Origin of the sequence: Pseudomonas sp. MCal1, assembly GCF_026341415.1 — a bacterium.
Lineage (GTDB): Bacteria > Pseudomonadota > Gammaproteobacteria > Pseudomonadales > Pseudomonadaceae > Aquipseudomonas.
In genome coordinates, this window is the sequence record NZ_JAKUMP010000009.1 from 76,748 (window position 1) to 96,153 (window position 19,406).

Annotated in this window: 16 protein-coding genes; 5 read left to right on the plus strand and 11 right to left on the minus strand. The window is 61.5% G+C overall.

The genetic code is table 11. The features are described from left to right. Nucleotides 1–143: 143 nt before the first annotated feature. The 10 genes from MKZ87_RS16200 to bioB form a co-directional block, all read right to left on the minus strand. Complete coding sequence (locus MKZ87_RS16200; protein WP_234206055.1) at nt 144–1,940, minus strand: acyl-CoA dehydrogenase C-terminal domain-containing protein; 1,797 nt, start codon at nt 1,938–1,940, stop codon at nt 144–146. Between the two features lie 90 nt (nt 1,941–2,030). After that, nucleotides 2,031–3,320 (minus strand): GGDEF domain-containing protein, encoded by a 1,290-nt coding sequence (locus MKZ87_RS16205; protein WP_085697735.1) that lies wholly within the window; start codon nt 3,318–3,320, stop codon nt 2,031–2,033. A 209-nt stretch (nt 3,321–3,529) separates the two neighbouring features. Continuing rightward, entirely contained in the window at nt 3,530–5,644 is a 2,115-nt protein-coding gene (locus MKZ87_RS16210; protein WP_085702846.1) for a cytochrome-c peroxidase, read from the minus strand. Nucleotides 5,645–5,905: 261 nt separating this feature from the next. After that, on the minus strand, nt 5,906–7,711 hold the full coding sequence (locus MKZ87_RS16215; protein WP_074692190.1) for a phenylacyl-CoA dehydrogenase: 1,806 nt from the start codon (nt 7,709–7,711) through the stop codon (nt 5,906–5,908). Nucleotides 7,712–7,986: 275 nt separating this feature from the next. Further along, nucleotides 7,987–8,283 carry a pyrroloquinoline quinone biosynthesis protein PqqE gene (locus tag MKZ87_RS16220; RefSeq protein WP_085697737.1) on the minus strand — a complete coding sequence of 99 codons (297 nt, stop codon included), beginning with the start codon at nt 8,281–8,283 and terminating at the stop codon, nt 7,987–7,989. A 106-nt stretch (nt 8,284–8,389) separates the two neighbouring features. Next, on the minus strand, nt 8,390–9,070 hold the full coding sequence (bioD, locus tag MKZ87_RS16225) for a dethiobiotin synthase (protein WP_085697738.1): 681 nt from the start codon (nt 9,068–9,070) through the stop codon (nt 8,390–8,392). Continuing rightward, nucleotides 9,067–9,873: a malonyl-ACP O-methyltransferase BioC gene (bioC, locus tag MKZ87_RS16230; RefSeq protein WP_085702847.1), complete on the minus strand. Its 807-nt coding sequence runs from the start codon at nt 9,871–9,873 to the stop codon at nt 9,067–9,069. The genes bioD and bioC overlap by 4 nt, the downstream gene beginning before the upstream one ends. After that, on the minus strand, nt 9,866–10,597 hold the full coding sequence (locus MKZ87_RS16235; protein WP_266201298.1) for an alpha/beta fold hydrolase: 732 nt from the start codon (nt 10,595–10,597) through the stop codon (nt 9,866–9,868). The genes bioC and MKZ87_RS16235 overlap by 8 nt, the downstream gene beginning before the upstream one ends. Then, complete coding sequence (gene bioF / locus MKZ87_RS16240) at nt 10,590–11,768, minus strand: 8-amino-7-oxononanoate synthase (protein ID WP_085702849.1); 1,179 nt, start codon at nt 11,766–11,768, stop codon at nt 10,590–10,592. The genes MKZ87_RS16235 and bioF overlap by 8 nt, the downstream gene beginning before the upstream one ends. A gap of 161 nt (nt 11,769–11,929) precedes the next feature. Next, nucleotides 11,930–12,985: a biotin synthase BioB gene (gene bioB / locus MKZ87_RS16245; protein WP_007959840.1), complete on the minus strand. Its 1,056-nt coding sequence runs from the start codon at nt 12,983–12,985 to the stop codon at nt 11,930–11,932. 91 nt (nt 12,986–13,076) lie between these two features. Here bioB and MKZ87_RS16250 point away from each other — a divergent pair, with 91 nt between their 5' ends. From MKZ87_RS16250 to rarD, 5 genes are all read left to right on the plus strand, one after another. Then, the gene (locus MKZ87_RS16250) at nt 13,077–13,814 is read left to right on the plus strand and encodes a ComF family protein (RefSeq protein ID WP_085702850.1); all 738 of its coding nucleotides are present in this window, start codon (nt 13,077–13,079) and stop codon (nt 13,812–13,814) included. A gap of 56 nt (nt 13,815–13,870) precedes the next feature. After that, nucleotides 13,871–14,635 carry a TOBE domain-containing protein gene (locus tag MKZ87_RS16255; protein ID WP_085702851.1) on the plus strand — a complete coding sequence of 255 codons (765 nt, stop codon included), beginning with the start codon at nt 13,871–13,873 and terminating at the stop codon, nt 14,633–14,635. A gap of 68 nt (nt 14,636–14,703) precedes the next feature. Then, the gene (locus MKZ87_RS16260; protein WP_085697744.1) at nt 14,704–16,605 is read left to right on the plus strand and encodes a PhoX family protein; all 1,902 of its coding nucleotides are present in this window, start codon (nt 14,704–14,706) and stop codon (nt 16,603–16,605) included. Nucleotides 16,606–16,721: 116 nt separating this feature from the next. Continuing rightward, on the plus strand, nt 16,722–17,696 hold the full coding sequence (locus MKZ87_RS16265) for a serine/threonine protein kinase (protein WP_266201301.1): 975 nt from the start codon (nt 16,722–16,724) through the stop codon (nt 17,694–17,696). A 66-nt stretch (nt 17,697–17,762) separates the two neighbouring features. Then, nucleotides 17,763–18,650, plus strand: coding sequence for an EamA family transporter RarD (rarD, locus tag MKZ87_RS16270; RefSeq protein WP_085697746.1), 888 nt, complete (start codon nt 17,763–17,765; stop codon nt 18,648–18,650). 223 nt (nt 18,651–18,873) lie between these two features. On the opposite strand, the gene MKZ87_RS16275 is transcribed toward rarD, so the two are convergent. After that, nucleotides 18,874–19,392 (minus strand): glycine cleavage system protein R, encoded by a 519-nt coding sequence (locus tag MKZ87_RS16275; RefSeq protein ID WP_007959830.1) that lies wholly within the window; start codon nt 19,390–19,392, stop codon nt 18,874–18,876. Nucleotides 19,393–19,406: the final 14 nt, after the last annotated feature.

Sequence of the window (19,406 nt, forward strand, 5' to 3'; positions counted from 1 at the left end):
GTGTTTTCGTTGAGCTGGAGTGTAACCCAACAACTTTTGCGACACATAGGGTCAGGCGGTGACTGTTTTGTTATTTTTAGTCATCAACAATCAACCATAAAGAAGCCCGCAATCAGCGGGCTCTTTTGTTTAACAGGGGCGTGTTACAGCGAGAACAACTGGGCCGGCAGTTTCATCAGGCAATCGCTGCCCGCCTCGATCGCCGAACGATGCGCCTCCGTACGCGGCAACAGACGCTTGAAGTAGAACTCGCACGTCGCCAGTTTGCCCTGGCAGAAATCGCCATCACCCTCGCCCGACTCCAGCTGCGCCTGGGCGACCAGGGCCATGCGCAGCCACAGGTAGCCCAGAACGATGTAACCGCTGTACATCAGGTAGTCCACCGACGCGGCGCCAACTTCATCGGGATTTTTCATCGCGGCCATGCCGACCTTCATGGTCAGTTCGCCCCACTGCTGATTGAGGCCATCGAGCTGCGCGACAAACCCGCCCAATTGCGCGTGCCCGGCGTTGGCGGCGCAGAACTTGTGGACGATTTTGGTGAAGTTGCGCAGCAGCTTGCCCTGGCTGCCCAGCACCTTGCGTCCGAGCAGATCCAGCGCCTGAATGCCGTTGGTGCCCTCGTAGATCGGCGCGATCCGGCAATCACGAACCAGTTGCTCCATGCCCCACTCGCGGATAAATCCGTGGCCGCCGAACACCTGCATGCCGTGGTTAGTCACCTCCAGCCCGGTATCGGTCATGAAGGCTTTGCAGATCGGAGTCAGGAACGCCAGAAGGTCTTCGGCCTCCTGACGCGCCTCGGCGTCCGAGCTCAGATGCGCGACATCGAGCATTTGCGCGGTGAAATAGGTCAGCGCACGGTTGCCTTCGTTAAAGGCCTTCATGGTCAGCAGCATGCGTCGCACGTCCGGGTGGACGATGATCGGGTCGGCCGGTTTGTCCGGGGCTTTGGCGCCGGTCAGGGCACGCATCTGCAGACGGTCGTTGGCGTATTTGATGGCGCCCTGGAAACTTGCCTCGCCCAGACACAGGCCCTGCATCCCGGTACCGAGACGCGCATGGTTCATCATGGTGAACATGCAGTTCAGGCCCTTGTTCGGCTCGCCGATCAGGAAGCCTTTGGCGTCGTCGAAGTTCAGCACGCAGGTGGCCGAGGCCTTGATACCCATTTTGTGTTCGATCGAACCGCAGGAAACGCCATTGCGCTCGCCGGCCTCACCGGAGGCGTCCGGAAGGAATTTCGGCACGATGAACAGCGAGATGCCTTTGGTCCCCGCTGGCGCGTCCGGCAATTTGGCCAACACCAGATGAATGATGTTGTCGCTCATGTCGTGCTCGCCGGCGGAGATGAAAATCTTGCTGCCGGTCACTGCATAACTGCCGTCGGCCTGAGGCACGGCACGGGTCTTGATGATGCCCAGATCAGTCCCGCAATGGGCTTCGGTCAGGCACATGGTGCCGGTCCACTGGCCAGCGGTGAGTTTGCGCAGATAGGTGTTTTTCTGTTCCTCGGTGCCGTGGGCGTGGATCGCCGACATGGCGCCGTGAGTCAGGCCCGGGTACATGCCCCACGACGTGTTGCTGGAGGCGACCATTTCGCTGATCACCAGCCCCAGCGAACTCGGCAGGCCCTGGCCACCGTAGGTCGGATCTGCCGCCAGACCGTGCCAGCCACCTTCCACGTATTGTGCGAAGGCCTGCTTGAAACCTGTAGGCGTTGTCACCACGCCATTGTCGAAATGGCAGCCCTCTTCGTCACCGCTGCGATTGAGCGGTGCCAGAACGTTCTCACAGAACTTCGCACCTTCGTCGAGGATCGCGTTGATCATGTCCGGGCTGGCGTCGTGGGCGCCGAGGGCCGCGTACTGAGTGTGGAAGTCAAAGACGTGGTCGATCAGAAAGCGCATGTCGCGCAGGGGAGCTTTGTACTCGGGCATGGTGGCTTCTCCTTCAGCAGATTGCTTCAACCTACTGCCGGCCACCCTGCCCCACAATCACTGTCCAGACGCTGAATGCGCCGTCATCACTCAACCTGCGGCGCTGTCCATGCGCACCGCGCCACGGCGGTTTTGACCGAACGCCATCACACAGTTTCGCCCTGCGCCCTTGGCGCTGTAGAGCGCCTGGTCGGCGGATTTCAGCACTTCCTCCGGGGTGCGCTGTTCCAGACGTTCGGCTACGCCGATACTGACCGTGACCGACACGCTGGACGCGCCCGAACCCGAGCGACGCTGACGTCCCTGCTGATCATCCTGCGGGCGGCTTTCCTGATTACGTAACTGGATGTTGTAGGACGCAATCGATTCGCGGATGACCTCAAGGTGCGGCATGCACTCCTCGAGGGTCTTGCCTGCAAACACCAGGGCAAATTCCTCACCGCCATAGCGATAAGCCCTACCGCCGCCGCTGATTTTGGACAGCTTGCTGGCGACCAGGCGCAAGACCTGATCCCCCACGTCGTGGCCGTGGGTGTCGTTGAATTTCTTGAAGTGATCGACGTCGCTCATCGCCAGCACATAGTTGCGCCCCAGACGCTGCATGCGCTCGTTGAGTGCGCGGCGCCCGGGCAGGCCGGTGAGCTCGTCGCGGAAAGCCATTTGATAAGCCTCGTGCGCCACCGCCGCGGCAATCATCAACATCACCTGGCTGCACATGATGTTCAGGGTGAACGGCAGGATGAAGGTTTTCGGCAGCATCCAGAACACGCCGAGCAACCCCACCAGTTGCGCCGCATGCAGCGGACGCGGGTTGCGCCAGTATTGCCAGGCCAGCAGCAGGAACGCCGAGATGAACACCGGATACGACAACTGGATCAGGCTCATCCACGCGCCGTGCAGCGCCGGCCAGCGGATTTCGGAAAGCCACATCAGCAACGCCTGCGGATAACTTTGCTCAAGCCCCAGCGCCACGCTGCCAAAGGCCAGCAGCACGGCGAAGCGCGCGACCATGTCCTGAAACAGGTGCGTGCGCTCTTGCCACGCGGCGAACAGACCGAACAGCAGCGGCAACAGCAGACAGACCAGATGGAACACCACGGCCGCGTCGTCGCGGACCTTGCCGTTGTCGCGGTAATAGTCGGTCTGGGTATCGAGCAGGAAGTAGGCGATGTAGACCGTGACCATCAGAAACAGCTCGCGCTGACGTCGGTAAACCGCACAGTACGAACCGCCCAACAGCAGCACCAAGGTCGGCAACACGTTGAACAGCGAAGTGAAGAACACGTTGAGGTCTTTGACGTACGCAGCCGCCAACCCCGCGAGCAACAACAGCAGTGAAGGTAGGAAATGACTGAAACGTACAGCTGAAGAACGCGGCAAGGGTAAAGCTCCGACCCGTCATGGCAAAGAGATGGCATTGTGCCTGCAATATGGCCAGTTAAGCACACACAATGTGATCCAGATCACAGGCTGTCTCTTTAACGGCCGAAATCGTCGGTAGCTGAGGGATTCAGTAAGGTTTTTTGCGGAATGGCCGCTAGACGGCCACCATGGCCATCATTCTTGATGGCCATGGTCTGTTTTTCTTTTCAGAGATCGTTGTAGAACGGCTGTAATGGCCCTTCGGACGCGGGCCTGCCTTCAGCACCGTAAGGCTTGAGATTGAGCGATGCGTCCATCGCCTGACGGGTGGTGACTTTCGGACTGGCCGGGCGCTGGGTCACGGCATTTTCATCGCCGATATGGCCTTGCGGGATCACCAGCGACGGATGATCGAACGGTGCTCGCTCCCAGGCCACGCGCGGATCGGTCAAGCCGACTTCCATGAATTTCACCAGCGCATCGATTTCATCGGGCGTCAGGTTCAGCGCCGTCATGTCCGGGTCGAGGTTGGAAGTGTTGTGCTGGTTCACCGCCGGATGCTCGAAGCCGCTGGTGTTGTTGGCGTCTTCCCCGCGCCGGTCCCCGCCACGGTTGTAGAACTCCATCACCTGTTTGAGCGTCGAGCGGCTGCCGTTGTGGAAGTACGGCCCGGTCAGCGCGATGTTGCGCAGAGTCGGGGTCTTGAACGCGCCGTCGACCGAATCGCGGAAACCGACATTCGGCTTGAGCGTGGCATCGCATGGAATGGCCGCGCTCAACGGCGCCTCGAACGTGCAGACATCGACGTCCAGCGGATCGGCCGATTTTCCGCCCTGCAACACCGTGTTGTACTGCCGAGTGAACGACCACGGGTTGCCCCACGCATCCGCGCCCCCGAGGGCCAGGTCTTCCGAGGTCGGACGCACGCCGGTGTTGTAGAAGCCGTTGTCGTAGAGAGTGGTCAGGTTGTCGGCCATCACCATCCGTTCGATGCGTTCGCGCGGATGCATCAGCAGGCGGCTGGCGGCGTTGGTCAGCTCCGGACCGCCGTGGCAATTGACGCATTTACCCTTGCCGAGAAACAGATTCATGCCCTCGACCTGTTGCGCGTTCATCGCGGTGTGATCGCCTTGCAGGTAGGCGTCGATCGGCGCCTGATCGGACACCAGCGTCGCCTCATACATCTGGATCGCCAGGCCGAAGAACAGCGGGAAGTTGGCCTCCATCTGGGTGTACGGCGCACCGCCCACCAGAACGTTTTGCGTGGCGTTCCACAGCCGGGGCTGGAAGGCGTTCTTGATCAGCTCGCGATAGGTCGGCCGTCGTGCGCCGGACACAGGACCCAGTACCGAATCGGTGGATGAGATCCGTTGCTGCTTGAGCATCAACGTGTCGAGCATCCTGCGGCCGATGTCGGCAAAGGTGCGACCGCCGCAGGACATTTCCACCGGGCTACCGGGCGGGCCGACCGCTTGCGAGGCGGCTGACGCATCGTTGAGCGCCAGCCGCACTTTGGTCGCGATTGTGCTGCGCTCGCTGGTCACGTAGATCCCGGCATCCGGATCGCGATTGCCGAACGGCGAGAAGCCGTTGAACACGTTGTTGGCCCGACCGTCCCAGAAGTTGCGCACGTTGAACGCGGCATTGATCACCGACGGCGCATTGCGCCCGGTGCTGCGGCGAACGTTGATGCCACCGACCTGGAAAATACCGTCCGGCTGCTGAGTGCATTTGTCGAAACGCGCCTGATTGGGTTTGACGAAGTTGGCGTCGAACACGCCTTGCGAGCCGACCACATCGTCCGTCGAGTACACGATGGGCGAGTTGCGCTCCAGCGGATTGCTCAGCACGTGAGTCGGGAAGTCGGTTTTCTTCAGCGTGTAGTTCGGGCCACCCTTGCCGCCGGACAACGTTGCGTAGGACGCCACGTCACCCGGAATGTCCGAGGCCACAAACGGCTTGTTGAAGATCGACGCGACGTTGGCGTTGGTGTGTGCCTGGCCGGGGTTGAGCTGGTTGGTGATGCGGTGATCGACGCCGGCGTGGTAGTGGCAGGAGGCGCAGGCGGTGGCGCCATCGCTGCCGATCTCCATGTCCCAGAACAGCGCCTTGCCCAGCAGGATCGCGGCCTGGCGATTGAGCACGTAGTCGGTCATCAGGTCGACCTTGCGTCCGCCCTCGGTCCCGGACGGATCGGGGGGCACCATTCCGCGCAACGATTGCAGCGAGGGAACCTCCGGCACGGGAGGATCGACTTCGGCGGGGTCGGCGGCCCATGCGCTGTGGACTGCCAGCGCGACGGGTAACCAAAAGGTCAAACGAGCGAGTCGACTGATGTTCATAGGCTTCACCCTGACTGTTGTTGTTAAGTGCCGGGCGTCTTGCTTCTTTGAGCAGGCAGTTCTGATAAGCACCGGTAAATCGGGCGGTGCAATTAATTGGCCACTCTTCTGGAAACATTTTGAATCAATAAGCGCAAGGGTTCGGCTGAGCAGCGCCCTTATCCATGCTGGGGAATGAGCCCCGGGATTGGGGAAATCCGGGTACAAAAAAAACCGCTGCCCCCGAAGGAGCAGCGGTTTTTTGAAGGACTGCGTTAAGGCTTAGTAGCCCAGTGCGAAGTCTTCTTCTTTCATGTCCATCAGGTTGTTGGCGCCCGACAGCATGGTGGCCACGTGTGTACGGGTACGCGGCAGGATGCGCTGGAAGTAGAAGCGCGCGGTTTGCAGCTTGGCGGTGTAGAACGCCTCGTCGGTGGTACCGGCAGCCAGTTTTTCAGCAGCCAGACGCGCCATGTCAGCCCAGAAGTAGGCCAGGCAGGCGTAACCGGAGTACATCAGGTAGTCCACGGAGGCCGCGCCGACTTCTTCGCGATCTTTCATGGCGGCCATACCGACCTTCATGGTCAGCTCGCCCCACTCTTTGTTCAGTGCAGCCAACGGTGCGACGAATTCTTTGACGGCTTCGTTGCCTTCGTTGTTCTGGCAGAACTTGTGGACGATCTTGGTGAAGCCCTTCAAAGCCTCGCCCTGAGTCATCAGCACCTTACGGCCCAGCAGGTCGAGTGCCTGGATGCCGGTGGTGCCTTCGTACAGCATCGAAATGCGGCTGTCGCGAACGTTCTGCTCCATGCCCCACTCGGCGATGAAGCCGTGGCCGCCGTAGATCTGTACGCCGTGGTTGGCGGATTCGAAACCGACTTCGGTCATGAACGCTTTGGCGATCGGAGTCATGAAGGCCAGCAGTGCGTCGGCTTTCTTCTTCTCTTCTTCGTCCACGCCGTATTTGACGATGTCGACCTGTTTGGCGGTGAAGTACACCATCGCACGGTTGCCTTCGGCGAATGCCTTCATGGTCAACAGCATGCGGCGTACGTCCGGGTGAACGATGATCGGGTCAGCCGCTTTGTCCGGCGCTTTCGGGCCAGTCAGGGAACGCATTTGCAGACGATCGCGAGCGTATTTCAAGCCGCCCTGGAAGCCGATTTCGGCGTGGGCCAGACCTTGCAGCGCGGTACCCAGACGTGCGGTGTTCATGAAGGTGAACATGCAGTTCAGGCCTTTGTTCGCCGGGCCGATCAGGAAACCGGTCGCGCCGTCGAAGTTCATCACGCAGGTCGCATTGCCGTGGATGCCCATCTTGTGTTCGATCGAACCGCAGGTCACAGCATTGCGTGCACCGACGGTGCCGTCGGCGTTCGGCAGGAACTTGGGAACGATGAACAGCGAGATGCCTTTGGTGCCGGCCGGTGCGTCCGGCAGGCGGGCCAGCACGATGTGGACGATGTTGTCGGCCATGTCGTGTTCACCGGCCGAGATGAAGATCTTGGTACCGGAGACTTTGTAGGAACCGTCGGCCTGAGGTTCGGCCTTGGTGCGCAGCATGCCCAGGTCTGTGCCGCAGTGCGGTTCGGTCAGGCACATGGTGCCGGTCCATTCGCCGGAGACCAGTTTGGTCAGATAGGCTTCTTGCTGCTCTGGGGTGCCGTGTTCGGAGATGGTGTTCATCGCGCCATGCGACAGGCCAGGGTACATGCCCCACGACCAGTTGGCTTCGCCGACCATCTCGCTGACGGCCAGACCCAACGACTCAGGCAGGCCCTGACCGCCGTGCTCGACGTCATGGGCCAGGCTTGGCCAGCCACCTTCCACGAATTGCTTGTAGGCCTCTTTGAAGCCGGTCGGGGTTTTCACGCCGGACTCGCTCCAGGTGCAGCCTTCGGTGTCACCCACTCGGTTCAGCGGTGCCAGCACCTGCTCACAAAACTTGGCGCCCTCTTCGAGAATGGCGTCAACCATGTCCGGCGTTGCTTCTGCGCACGCTGGAAGGCTCTGATAGTGCGCTTCGTAGCCGAGCAGTTCGTCACGAACGAAGCGAATATCACGCAAGGGGGCCTTGTAGTCAGGCATAGCGATAAACCTCTGCTGATGTAACCGGGAATGAACGACCGCGTTGATTTGTTGTGACGGTCAAACAGTTGTTTGAAACATACGTTTACGCCGAAATCTTGTCAAGCGTCGTTCTTTTGCCATTCGTCATCACATTTTCCGAACGCCGGACAGAGCAATACGACATGCGCCCGACCGAGGCATGTGCACTGAAAAAAGATTAGTTGAGGGAGAAGGACTTACAACGAAAAACGCCGCGAACAGTCGCGGCGTCTGGCAAAGCGCAGGTCAGAAAATCAGGCGAAGGTATCGATGATCGTACCGAGCACTTCGTCGGAAGCCTTGGCGACTTTCACACCCAGTTCCGCTTGAAACTTGCCTTGGGCCATCTCGACCATGTTGCTGGCCAGGTCCGATTGCTGGGCGCGGTCCACAGAACGCAGACGATCGACCTGCACTTCCGAAGACTGACTGGTGACCGAACGCTCGATGGTGCTGCTGGCGATCTGGCTGGCGGCCTGGTCGACGCGGTTCTGTCCGGTCTGAATGGTGCTCAGACCTGCATAAAAAGCTGTATTTCCAGAGATTTCCATGGGAGCTCTCATCCTTGGGAAGGATCAATGGGTGCCATTGAACCAGAGGCGCCAGAAAAACACCCGTCAAAAACACTAATGGCACAGTGCCTTGCCATAGCCAAAATCAGTCGAGCAGATCCAGTTGCAAGTGATCGGCAACCGCTTCGGCGCTGACCGCCTTGAGTTTCGGCACTCGCCCCAGGCACGGCGCCGGAATTCGCTCGGCGAGTGTCGCGAGGTTTTCTTCAAGCCGCGACGTCTTCGGATCAATGATGTTCGCCACCCAACCGGCCAGTTGCAGGCCGTCCCGGGCAATCGCCTCGGCAGTCAGCAATGCATGGCTGATGCATCCCAGACGCACACCGACCACCAGAATCACCGGCAGCTTCAGCGCGATGGCCAGATCCGAGAGATTGTCCTGATCCGCTAACGGCACCCGCCAACCGCCCGCGCCTTCGATCAGCGTGAAGTCGGCGTTCATGGCCAGAATCTCGCGCATCGGCGCCAGCAACGATTGCACGGTCAGCGCCACACCGGCCTCACGCGCTGCCAGATGCGGCGCGATCGCCGGCTCGAACGCCACCGGGTTGACCTGTTGATACGTCAGCGGCAACGAGCATTCGGCCTGCAACGCCAGCGCATCGGAGTTGCGCAAACCTTTGGGCGTCACTACACAACCGGACGCCACCGGTTTGCCCGCCGCCGTACTCAGCCCCGCCGACCGCGCAGCGTGCAGCAACCCGGCGGCCACGGTGGTCTTGCCAACGTCGGTGTCGGTTCCGGTGATGAAATAGGCTGCGCTCATAAGGGTTTCTCCAACACGGCGTAGACTACCTGATAGGTCGCCGGCAGTCCCGCAGGCTGGCGGAACTGCTCGTAAGCCTCGACCAAGCCCAGAATCCGCGCCCGCCCGGTCAATCCACCCGGCCGACCGGGGTTCAGGTTATGCGCGCCCAAGGCCTTGAGTTCATGAGTCAGGCTGCGCACATCCGGGTAATGCAGCACATGCGGCCGGTTCTCCAGACAAACACTGCACAAGCCACTGGCCGCGCACAATTGCTCATAACGTGCGAACTCGCGGAAACGGTTGACGTGCACCAGGCCGTCTACCTGACGCCAACTGTCGCGCAGTTCGTACAGCGTCCCTGCACAAAGACTAGCAAACGCGAAAATCCCCCCAGGTTTCAGCACTCGAAACGCTTCGCCGAGCACCGCTCCAAAGTCCGCGCACCATTGCACGGCGAGGCTGGAGAAGATCAGATCACACGTTGAATCCTGCAACGGCAAACGCTCGGCATCGCCAGCGATGAAGTGCGTGGCGCCGCCCAACGGCCGGGCGTGATTGAGCATGCCCTCAGCGATATCCAGCGCCAGCCCCTCACCAAATCGCTCGGCCAGCGCCCGTGTGAAATACCCTGTGCCACAGCCGAGATCCAGCCAGCGTGACGACCGAAAACCCACCGGCAAGCGATTCATCAACTGTGTACCGACATCGCGCTGTAACTCGGCGACGCTGTCATAACTGGCTGCCGCGCGAGAAAAAGAAGCCGCGACCTGGCGCTTGTCAGGCAAGCCGCCGGGCAACGCAGCAACAGACAAATCAGTCATCACCACACTCACTTAAAAACGCCTGGATCGCACCCGCCACACCGTGGGGGTCTTCCAGAAGAAACGCATGGCTGGCCTGCTCGATCAGACCCACTTCGACATCCGCCAGCAACGCGAACAGCTCGCCCGCAGACTCCGCCGGCACCAACCCGTCCAGCCCACCAAACAAATGCAGTTGCGGGCCACGAAACGCCTGCAAGGCTTCCCGCGTATCGATCTGCGCCAACAATTCCAGACCCGCCATCAAAGCGGCCGGCGAAGTATTCGGCGCGCCGCCGAGCAACAACCGCGACAAGCCGCGCGCATCTTGCGCGCCTTGGGCGCAGAGCAAAGAGAATCGCTTCAGGGTCGCCCGCGGATCAGCGCTGCAACCGGCAAGAAACGCATCGAAGGTCTCGCCGGGCATCGCACAAGGCCACTGTTCATGAGCGACAAACGAAGGATTACTCGCCAGGGTCAGCAAGCCGCAGCAATGTTCGCCACGCCGTGCCGCCAGCTCGGAAGCGAGCATGCCGCCCAGCGACCAGCCGCCGAGCCAGGCATCTTCGGGGATGCGCTCATCGAGTTCGTCGAGCCAGTCTTGCAGATCGCTGGAATCCAGCTCCGGCAACGGTTCGACGTCGACCTGCAGGTGTTCATCGAGTCCACGCAACGCAGCGGCCAGCGGCTCCAGCGGCGAAACGCCGAGCCCCCAACCCGGTAGCAGAATCAGACGATCACGCATGGCTTGGCTCCGACTTGAGTTTGGCAAAGCAATCGGCCAGTCCTTCCAACAATAGCTGCACCTGCGCCTCGCTGTGGGCGGCGGTCAGCGTCACCCGCAACCGCGCACTGCCGGCGGGCACGGTCGGCGGGCGGATCGCAGTGACCATCAGCCCACGCTCGCGCAGCATCTGCGACAGACGCACGGCGCGACCGGCATCGCCGATCAGGATCGGCTGGATCGGCGTGAAGCTGTCCATCAGTTCCAGACCAATCTGCTCGGCGCCGTGGCGGAACTGGCGGATCAGCGTGCGCAGATGCTCGCGACGCCAGTGTTCGCTGCGCAGCAGTTCCAGACTTTTCAATGTTGCACAGGCCAGCGCCGGCGGCTGGCTGGTGGTGTAGATGTACGGACGGGCGAACTGGATCAGGCTTTCGATCAGCTCTTCACTGCCCGCGACGAACGCACCCGCCGTGCCGAACGCTTTGCCAAGAGTCCCGACCAATACCGGCACATCCTCCTGGCTCAAACCGAAATGCTCGACGATCCCGCCACCATTCGCGCCCAAAGGACCGAAGCCGTGGGCGTCATCGACCATCAACCACGCGCCTTTGGCCTTGGTTTCCCGGGCCAGGGCCGGCAGATCGGCAAGGTCGCCGTCCATGCTGAACACGCCGTCAGTGACCACCAGCGTATTGCCGGTGGCTTTCTCCAGACGCTTGGCCAGACTGTCGGCGTCGTTGTGCAGATAACGATTGAAGCGCGCGCCGGACAACAATCCGGCATCCAGCAACGAGGCATGATTGAGCCGGTCTTCCAGCACCGTATCGCCCTGCCCGACCAATGCGGTGACCGCGCCGAGGTTGGCCATGTAACCGGTGGTGAACAACAGCGCGCGAGGCCGTCCGGTGAGATCCGCCAAAGCCTCTTCCAGCGCGTGATGCGGGCCACTGTGGCCGATCACCAGATGCGAGGCTCCACCGCCGACGCCCCACTTCGAAGCACCGGCGCGCCAGGCTTCGATCACTTGCGGGTGATTGGCCAGCCCCAGGTAATCGTTGTTGCAGAACGCCAGCAATGGCTGGCCGTCGACCACCACTTGCGGCCCTTGTGGGCTTTCAAGCAATGGCCGCTGGCGATAAAGATTTTCGGCACGACGGGCAGCAAGGCGTGCGGCGAGATCGAAAGACATGCAAGCCTCGACATTCAAGTGACACAGATCCCCTTGTGGGAGCGGGCCTGCTCGCGAGGAGGCCTTCACATCCGACATCAATGTCGACTGAAGCACCGCTATCGCGAGCAAGCTCGCTCCCATAGGGGTTTGCATTCCTTCAGAGGAATCCGCGCAGGTTTTTACACCGCCGCGTTGTAGAACTGCTCGCTGCTCTTCTGCTCCACCAGCGCCTGCTCGATGGCGGCCTGATGCACTTCGTCGGCATGCTCTTCGCGGGCTTCCGGCTGAATGCCCAGACGCGCAAACAGCTGCATGTCCTTGTCGGCCTGCGGGTTGGCGGTGGTCAGCAGTTTGTCGCCGTAGAAGATCGAGTTGGCGCCGGCGAAAAACGCCAGGGCCTGCATCTGCTCGTTCATTGCTTCGCGGCCGGCGGACAGGCGCACGTGAGATTGCGGCATCAGGATGCGCGCCACGGCGAGCATGCGGATGAAATCGAACGGATCGACGTCGTCGGCGTTTTCCAGCGGCGTGCCGGCGACTTTCACCAGCATGTTGATCGGCACCGATTCCGGGTGCTCCGGCAGGTTGGCCAACTGGATCAGCAGGTTCGCGCGGTCATCGAGGGACTCGCCCATGCCGAGAATGCCGCCGGAGCAGATCTTCATCCCCGCATCGCGCACGTACGCCAGGGTTTGCAGGCGCTCGCTGTAAGTGCGGGTGGTGATGATGCTGCCGTAGAACTCCGGCGAGGTGTCGAGGTTGTGGTTGTAGTAGTCGAGCCCGGCCTTGGCCAGCGCTTCGGTCTGATCCTGATCGAGACGACCGAGGGTCATGCAGGTTTCCAGGCCCATGGCCTTCACGCCTTCGACCATCTTCAGTACGTAAGGCATGTCCTTGGCCGACGGGTGTTTCCACGCCGCGCCCATGCAGAAGCGGGTTGAGCCGATAGCTTTGGCGCGGGCAGCCTCTTCGAGGACTTTCTGCACTTCCATCAACTTTTCTTTTTCCAGCCCGGTGTTGTAGTGACCGGACTGCGGACAATATTTGCAATCTTCCGGACAGGCGCCGGTCTTGATCGACAACAGGGTGGAAACCTGGACGCGGTTGGCGTCGAAATGCGCGCGGTGCACCGTCTGCGCCTGGAACAGCAAATCGTTGAATGGCTGAACGAAAAGTGCTTTGACTTCGGCCAAAGTCCAGTCGTGACGCAGGGTGGCAGTGGTGCTGGCGCTCATGGGCGTTTCCTTGGTTATGCTTGGCTGGCGCCTGGGGAAACGGAATACCCACAGGCACGACACGGATGTTCGGCATATTTAAGGAAGAGTCATGCGCTGTCAACCACACTACAAAAGGCCGGTTTACATCTGGTTAAAAAACAAACAACACTGTTTATTGTGTGACGAACCGGCAGACGGGCAAATCCCGATCTGCACTGCCTGTGAAACCGATCTGCCGTGGCTGGGCGATCAATGCGTGACCTGCGCCCTGCCCCTCGCCGCCAGCCTGACCTGTGGTGCCTGCCTGCAGGATCCACCGGCCTTTGAACAAGTCGCCGTGCCATGGACTTACAGCTTTCCCATGGACACGCTGATCACCCGCTTCAAGCACAACGGCAAATGGCCGCTTGGCCACTTGCTCGCCGACGTTCTCGGCGAGTTCCTGCAACATCGCTTCGAAGAAGACCTGCCTCGCCCGGACGCCCTGCTGCCGGTGCCGCTTGCACCGAAACGCCTGCGCCAGCGCGGCTTCAATCAAGCGGCGATGCTGGCGCAGTGGCTGGGCAAGTCACTCGACCTGCCTTGCGAAGAGCACAACCTCTTGCGCGTGCAGGATACCGACGCCCAGCAAGCCCTCAATGCCAAGGCACGTAAAAGCAATCTGCGACACGCCTTCGCCCTCAGTCCCGATGCCCAGGTGAAAGGCCGGCACCTGGCCCTGGTCGACGACGTGCTGACCACCGGCGCCACCGCCCAGGCGCTGGCCCGTTTGCTGATGAACGCCGGCGCCGCACGGGTGGATGTGTACTGCCTGGCCCGCACGCCAAAACCCGGCGACCCGGCTTGACGGATACGCCTCGAGCCGCCAACGTCCTCCCTCAACCCTTCAGCAAAGCGTCCGCCATGTCCTTGCCCACCCTGTTGTCCCAGCACATCGTCCGCCGTCCGCAGCGCATCGCCTTGCTGCAACACATCGCCGAGCAGGGTTCGATCACCCGCGCCGCGAAAAGCGCCGGCCTGAGTTACAAGGCGGCGTGGGATGCCATCGATGAGCTGAACAACCTCGCGCAAAAGCCTCTGGTCGAGCGCGCGGTCGGCGGCAAGGGCGGAGGTGGCGCCAAACTGTCGAGCGAGGGCGAGCGAGTGCTGCGCCTCTATCAGAAGCTGCAAGCCTTGCAGGCCCAGGTACTTGAAGCCGCCGAGGATGCCAGCGATCTGGACCTGCTCGGTCGGCTGATGCTCAGGACCAGCGCGCGCAATCAACTGCACGGCAAAGTCGTGCAGATCGAAGGTCAGGGCCGCAACGATCTGATCCGCCTTGAGCTGGCCGAAGGTCTGTCGATCGACGCGCAGATCACCCACGACAGCACTGTGCACCTGGAGCTGCAACCGGGCACGGAAGTGGTGGCGCTGATCAAGGCCGGCTGGCTCGAACTGCTCGCGCCCGAGGCTACGCCTGCCGTCGGACACAACCTTTTGAACGGTCGGATCGAGGCGATTCTCGACGCCGAAGACGGCCCCAGCGAAGTACGCATCGCCCTGCCCAATGGCCAGACCCTTTGCGCGCTGGCCGAACCGCTGGACTTGCGCAGCCGTGGTCTGAAGGTCGAGCAACCGGTGCAGGTGCAGTTTTCCCCGTCGAATGTGCTGCTGGGCACACCGCTCTGACAGCGCTGCAACGAAAGCGTCATCGACCCGCATTAAGGTGGCTGCCAAAACCATGCAGGGAGCCTGATGTGAGCCTATTAGAAGAAAACCAATCCACAGACCTGGAAAAAATGGTCGGCCTGAGCCGTCGCGGTTTCATCAGTGCCGGCGCGCTGTGCGGCGCGGCGATGTTCCTCGGCGGCAACCTGCTGAGTCGCAGCGTACTGGCCGCCAGTGTCAGCGCCGGCAACAGCCGTTTGCTCGGCTTCGACAGCATTCCGGCGGCCACCACCGACACCATCAGCCTGCCCAAGGGCTACAAGTCGTCGGTGCTGATCAGCTGGGGTCAACCGCTGCACAAGAACGGCCCGGCCTTCGACCCGAGCGGCAATGGAACCGCGGCCGCACAGGAAGTGCAGTTCGGCGACAACAACGACGGCATGAGCCTGTTTGAATTCCCGGGCGAGAAAAACCGTGCGTTGATGGCGATCAACAACGAATACACAAACTACCGCTACCTCTATCCGCACGGCGGCCTGCCGCAATCGGCCGAAGACGTGCGCAAGGCCCTGGCCTGCGAAGGTGTGTCGGTAATCGAAGTCCAGCGCAAGAACGGCCAATGGCAGTTCGTTCAGGGCTCGCGCTACAACCGGCGGATTCACGGTAACTCGCCGCTGCGGATCAGCGGCCCGGCCGCCGGCCACGAGCTGATGAAAACCAGCGCCGACAAGCATGGCAAGAAAGTCCTCGGCACCTTCCAGAACTGCGCCAACGGCAAGACGCCGTGGGGCACTTACCTGACCTGCGAAGAGAACTTCACCGACTGCTTCGGCAGCAGCAACGCCCAGCAGCAGTTCGACCCGGCGCAGAAACGCTACGGCGTGACAGCCGCCAGCCGCGAGATCAACTGGCATCCGTTCGATCCGCGCTTCGACCTGGCGAAGAACCCGAACGAGCTGAACCGTCACGGCTGGGTCGTGGAAATCGACCCGTTCGACCCGCAATCGACCCCGGTCAAACGTACCGCCCTCGGTCGCTTCAAACATGAAAACGCCGCACTGGCCGAGACCGACGACGGTCGCGCCGTGGTCTACATGGGCGACGACGAACGCGGCGAGTTCATCTACAAATTCGTCAGCCGCGACAAGATCAATCATCGCAACGCCAAGGCCAACCGCGACATCCTCGATCACGGCACGCTGTATGTGGCCAGGTTCGATGCCGGTGACGGTAATCCGGATCACCCGAAAGGCCAGGGCCAGTGGATCGAGCTGACCCACGGCAAGAACGGCATCGACGCCAGCAGCGGTTTCGCCGATCAGGCCGAAGTGCTGATTCACGCGCGTCTCGCCGCCAGCGTGGTCGGCGCCACGCGCATGGACCGTCCGGAATGGATCGTGGTCAGCCCGAAAGACGGCCAGGTTTATTGCACCCTGACCAACAACGCCAAACGCGGCGAGGACGGGCAACCGGTGGGCGGGCCGAACCCGCGCGAGAAGAACGTCTACGGGCAGATCCTGCGCTGGCGCACCGACCGCGACGATCACGGTTCGAAGACCTTCGCCTGGGATCTGTTCGTGGTGGCCGGCAACCCGAGCGTGCACGCCGGTACACCGAAGGGCGGCTCATCGAATATCACCCCGCAGAACATGTTCAACAGCCCCGACGGCCTCGGTTTCGACAAGGCCGGACGGTTGTGGATTCTCACCGACGGCGACTCGAGCAACACCGGTGATTTCGCCGGGATGGGCAACAACCAGATGCTCTGCGCCGATCCTGCGACCGGTGAGATTCGCCGGTTCATGGTCGGACCGATCGGTTGCGAAGTCACCGGGATCAGCTTCTCGCCGGATCAGAAAACCCTGTTCGTCGGGATTCAGCACCCGGGCGAGAACGGCGGTTCGACCTTCCCCGAGCATTTGCCGAACGGCAAGCCGCGCTCATCGGTGATGGCAATTACCCGTGAGGATGGCGGGATCGTCGGCGCCTGATCGGGCGACGTTCTGATCGTTCCTGTGCGCTGCACGGGAACGATCCCACTCAAGACAGCCCGTCTGCGCTACCATGCCGAGCCGGACGCAGCAGCCTGCTGCGCGCAGGAGTCAGCATGGCCCACCCGTTTGAAACCCTCACCCCAGACCTCGTGCTCGATGCCGTCGAAAGCATCGGCTTCCTGAGCGACGCGCGCATTCTGGCGCTCAACAGTTACGAAAACCGCGTCTATCAGGTCGGCATCGAAGACTCCGAACCGCTGATCGCCAAGTTCTATCGCCCGCAGCGCTGGACCAATGAAGCGATTCTGGAAGAGCACCAGTTCACCTTCGAACTGGCTGACGTCGAAATTCCGGTGGTGGCGCCATTGATCCATAACGGTAAAACCCTGCACGAACACGCCGGCTTTCGTTTTACCCTGTTTCCCCGTCGCGGCGGCCGGGCGCCGGAGCCGGGCAATCTCGATCAGCTGTATCGCCTCGGCCAGTTGCTCGGGCGCATGCACGCAGTCGGCGGGACCCAACCGTTCGAGCACCGCGAAGCGTTGGCCGTGCAGAACTTCGGCCATGACTCGCTGACCACGTTGCTGGAAGGCAACTTCATCCCCAAGAGTCTGCTGCCGGCCTACGAGTCCGTCGCCCGCGACCTGCTCAAGCGTGTGGAAGACGTCTACGCCAACACCCCGCACCGGAACATCCGCATGCATGGCGACTGCCACCCCGGCAACATGATGTGCCGCGACGAGATATTCCACATCGTCGACCTCGACGACTGCCGCATGGGCCCGGCGGTGCAGGACATCTGGATGATGCTCGCCGGCGATCGTCAGGATTGTCTGGGACAGTTGTCGGAATTGATGGACGGCTACAACGAATTTCATGACTTCGACCCGCGCGAACTGGCGCTGATCGAACCGCTGCGCGCCTTGCGCCTGATGCATTACAGCGCCTGGCTGGCACGGCGCTGGGACGATCCGGCGTTCCCTCGCAGCTTTCCATGGTTCGGCAGCGAGCGGTATTGGGGCGATCAGGTATTGGCGTTGCGTGAGCAACTGTCGGCGCTGAACGAAGAGCCGTTGAAGCTTTTCTGACACGACACGTCTATACAACTGCCCGTACAATCGCTGCTTTGTTAGCTGCCTAAGCAAGGATTCTGCATGCAAGCCGCCAACCCGCGTCGCGGGTACATTCTGGGCCTCAGTGCCTACATCATCTGGGGATTGTTCCCGCTTTACTTCAAAGCCATCGCCGAAGTGCCGGCAGTGGAAATCATCATTCACCGGGTGCTGTGGTCGGCGCTGTTCGGCGCGCTGCTGTTGATGGTGTGGAAGCATCCCGGCTGGTGGCAGGAACTGCGCGACAACCCGAAACGCCTGGCGATTCTCGCGCTCAGCGGCACCTTGATCGCGGCCAACTGGCTGACCTACGTCTGGTCGGTGAACAACGGCCGGATGCTGGAAGCGAGCCTCGGTTACTACATCAACCCGCTGGTGAATGTGTTGCTGGGCATGCTGATTCTGGGCGAACGCCTGCGGCGCATGCAGTGGCTGGCGGTCGGTCTGGCAACGGTCGGCGTGGCTCAGCAGGTCTGGCAGGTGGGAAGTCTGCCGTGGGTGTCGCTGGTGCTGGCGCTGACTTTTGGTTTCTATGGGCTGATCCGCAAGCAGGCACCGGTCAAGGCGCTGCCGGGGCTGGTGGTCGAAACCTGGATGCTGGTGCCGATCGCCCTCGCGTGGCTGCTGTTCAATCCGACCGCGACCAGCGCCCAGGCCGAGTTCTGGACGACATCCGAAGCCTGGTGGCTGGTGGCGGCCGGCCCGGTGACACTGGTGCCGCTGGTGTGCTTCAACGCAGCGGCACGGCACCTGCCTTACACCACCCTCGGTTTCCTGCAATACCTGGCGCCGACGTTGGTACTGCTGCAAGCCGTATTGCTGTTCGGCGAACACTTGTCGTCCAGCACGCTGATCGCCTTCATGTTTATCTGGGCCGGCCTTGCGGTGTACAGCGTCGATGCGTGGATGAGCCTGCGCCGGCGCAGCTGATCAAAAAACGTACAAACCTCCACAGGCCACGTTTCTCGTGGCCTGTATCGTTCCTTCCCAAGGTTATCCACAGCGTGATCCCCGCCGTTTGTGCGCAAGTCACTGAATGTTGGCGGTTTTTTGATCAGTCCTCGCCAAGCCACGGCTGACGTGGCCTGACGCGCGGTCTCTACAGGTTATCCACAGGCAGGTGCACGCTAAAACTGGATAACCCTTCCCGCGCTCACGGATCGGTGCGCAGCACCAGTTCCACCATCAAGTCATCGGCCAGGGTTTCCAGCCGCGATTGCAGAACATCCAGCGACAGGGTCAGCGGCACCGCGAGAATCGCCTCGGCGTGGAACAGCGGTTCGCTGCTCATCGGCGCCGGGCGCACTTCAGTCACCAGTCGTTCGAGGTTGACGCCCTGCTCGCTCAGCAACCGGGTAATGTCGCGCACGATGCCCGGACGATCATTGCCCACCAGTTCCATGGCGATCGGTTTCCAGGTGCAGGCCTGCTCGATACCGCTTTCGGCCACCAGCACGCGAATGCCCTGCGCCGACAAAGCCTGTAGGGCATCGACTAATTCGTCGTAAGCCTCTGCCGGCACTCCCACCCGCAGAATCCCGGCGAACTGCCCGGCCATCCGCGACATGCGGCTTTCCAGCCAGTTACCGCCGTGTTCGGCGATGCATTGGGCGATGCGCTCGACCTGCCCGGGCTTGTCCGGTGCGAAGACGGTGAGTACGAGGTGATCCATGGCGCAGCCCTCTG

Coding starts and splice junctions, on each gene's coding strand:
- MKZ87_RS16200 (WP_234206055.1), bottom strand. CDS start 1,940: ATGCCCGAGTACAAAGCTCCCCTGCGCGACATGCGCTTTCTGATCGAC.
- MKZ87_RS16210 (WP_085702846.1), bottom strand. CDS start 5,644: ATGAACATCAGTCGACTCGCTCGTTTGACCTTTTGGTTACCCGTCGCG.
- MKZ87_RS16215 (WP_074692190.1), bottom strand. CDS start 7,711: ATGCCTGACTACAAGGCCCCCTTGCGTGATATTCGCTTCGTTCGTGAC.
- MKZ87_RS16220 (WP_085697737.1), bottom strand. CDS start 8,283: ATGGAAATCTCTGGAAATACAGCTTTTTATGCAGGTCTGAGCACCATT.
- bioD (WP_085697738.1), bottom strand. CDS start 9,070: ATGAGCGCAGCCTATTTCATCACCGGAACCGACACCGACGTTGGCAAG.
- bioC (WP_085702847.1), bottom strand. CDS start 9,873: ATGACTGATTTGTCTGTTGCTGCGTTGCCCGGCGGCTTGCCTGACAAG.
- MKZ87_RS16235 (WP_266201298.1), bottom strand. CDS start 10,597: ATGCGTGATCGTCTGATTCTGCTACCGGGTTGGGGGCTCGGCGTTTCG.
- bioF (WP_085702849.1), bottom strand. CDS start 11,768: ATGTCTTTCGATCTCGCCGCACGCCTTGCTGCCCGTCGTGCCGAAAAT.
- bioB (WP_007959840.1), bottom strand. CDS start 12,985: ATGAGCGCCAGCACCACTGCCACCCTGCGTCACGACTGGACTTTGGCC.
- MKZ87_RS16250 (WP_085702850.1), top strand. CDS start 13,077: ATGCGCTGTCAACCACACTACAAAAGGCCGGTTTACATCTGGTTAAAA.
- MKZ87_RS16255 (WP_085702851.1), top strand. CDS start 13,871: ATGTCCTTGCCCACCCTGTTGTCCCAGCACATCGTCCGCCGTCCGCAG.
- MKZ87_RS16265 (WP_266201301.1), top strand. CDS start 16,722: ATGGCCCACCCGTTTGAAACCCTCACCCCAGACCTCGTGCTCGATGCC.
- rarD (WP_085697746.1), top strand. CDS start 17,763: ATGCAAGCCGCCAACCCGCGTCGCGGGTACATTCTGGGCCTCAGTGCC.
- MKZ87_RS16275 (WP_007959830.1), bottom strand. CDS start 19,392: ATGGATCACCTCGTACTCACCGTCTTCGCACCGGACAAGCCCGGGCAG.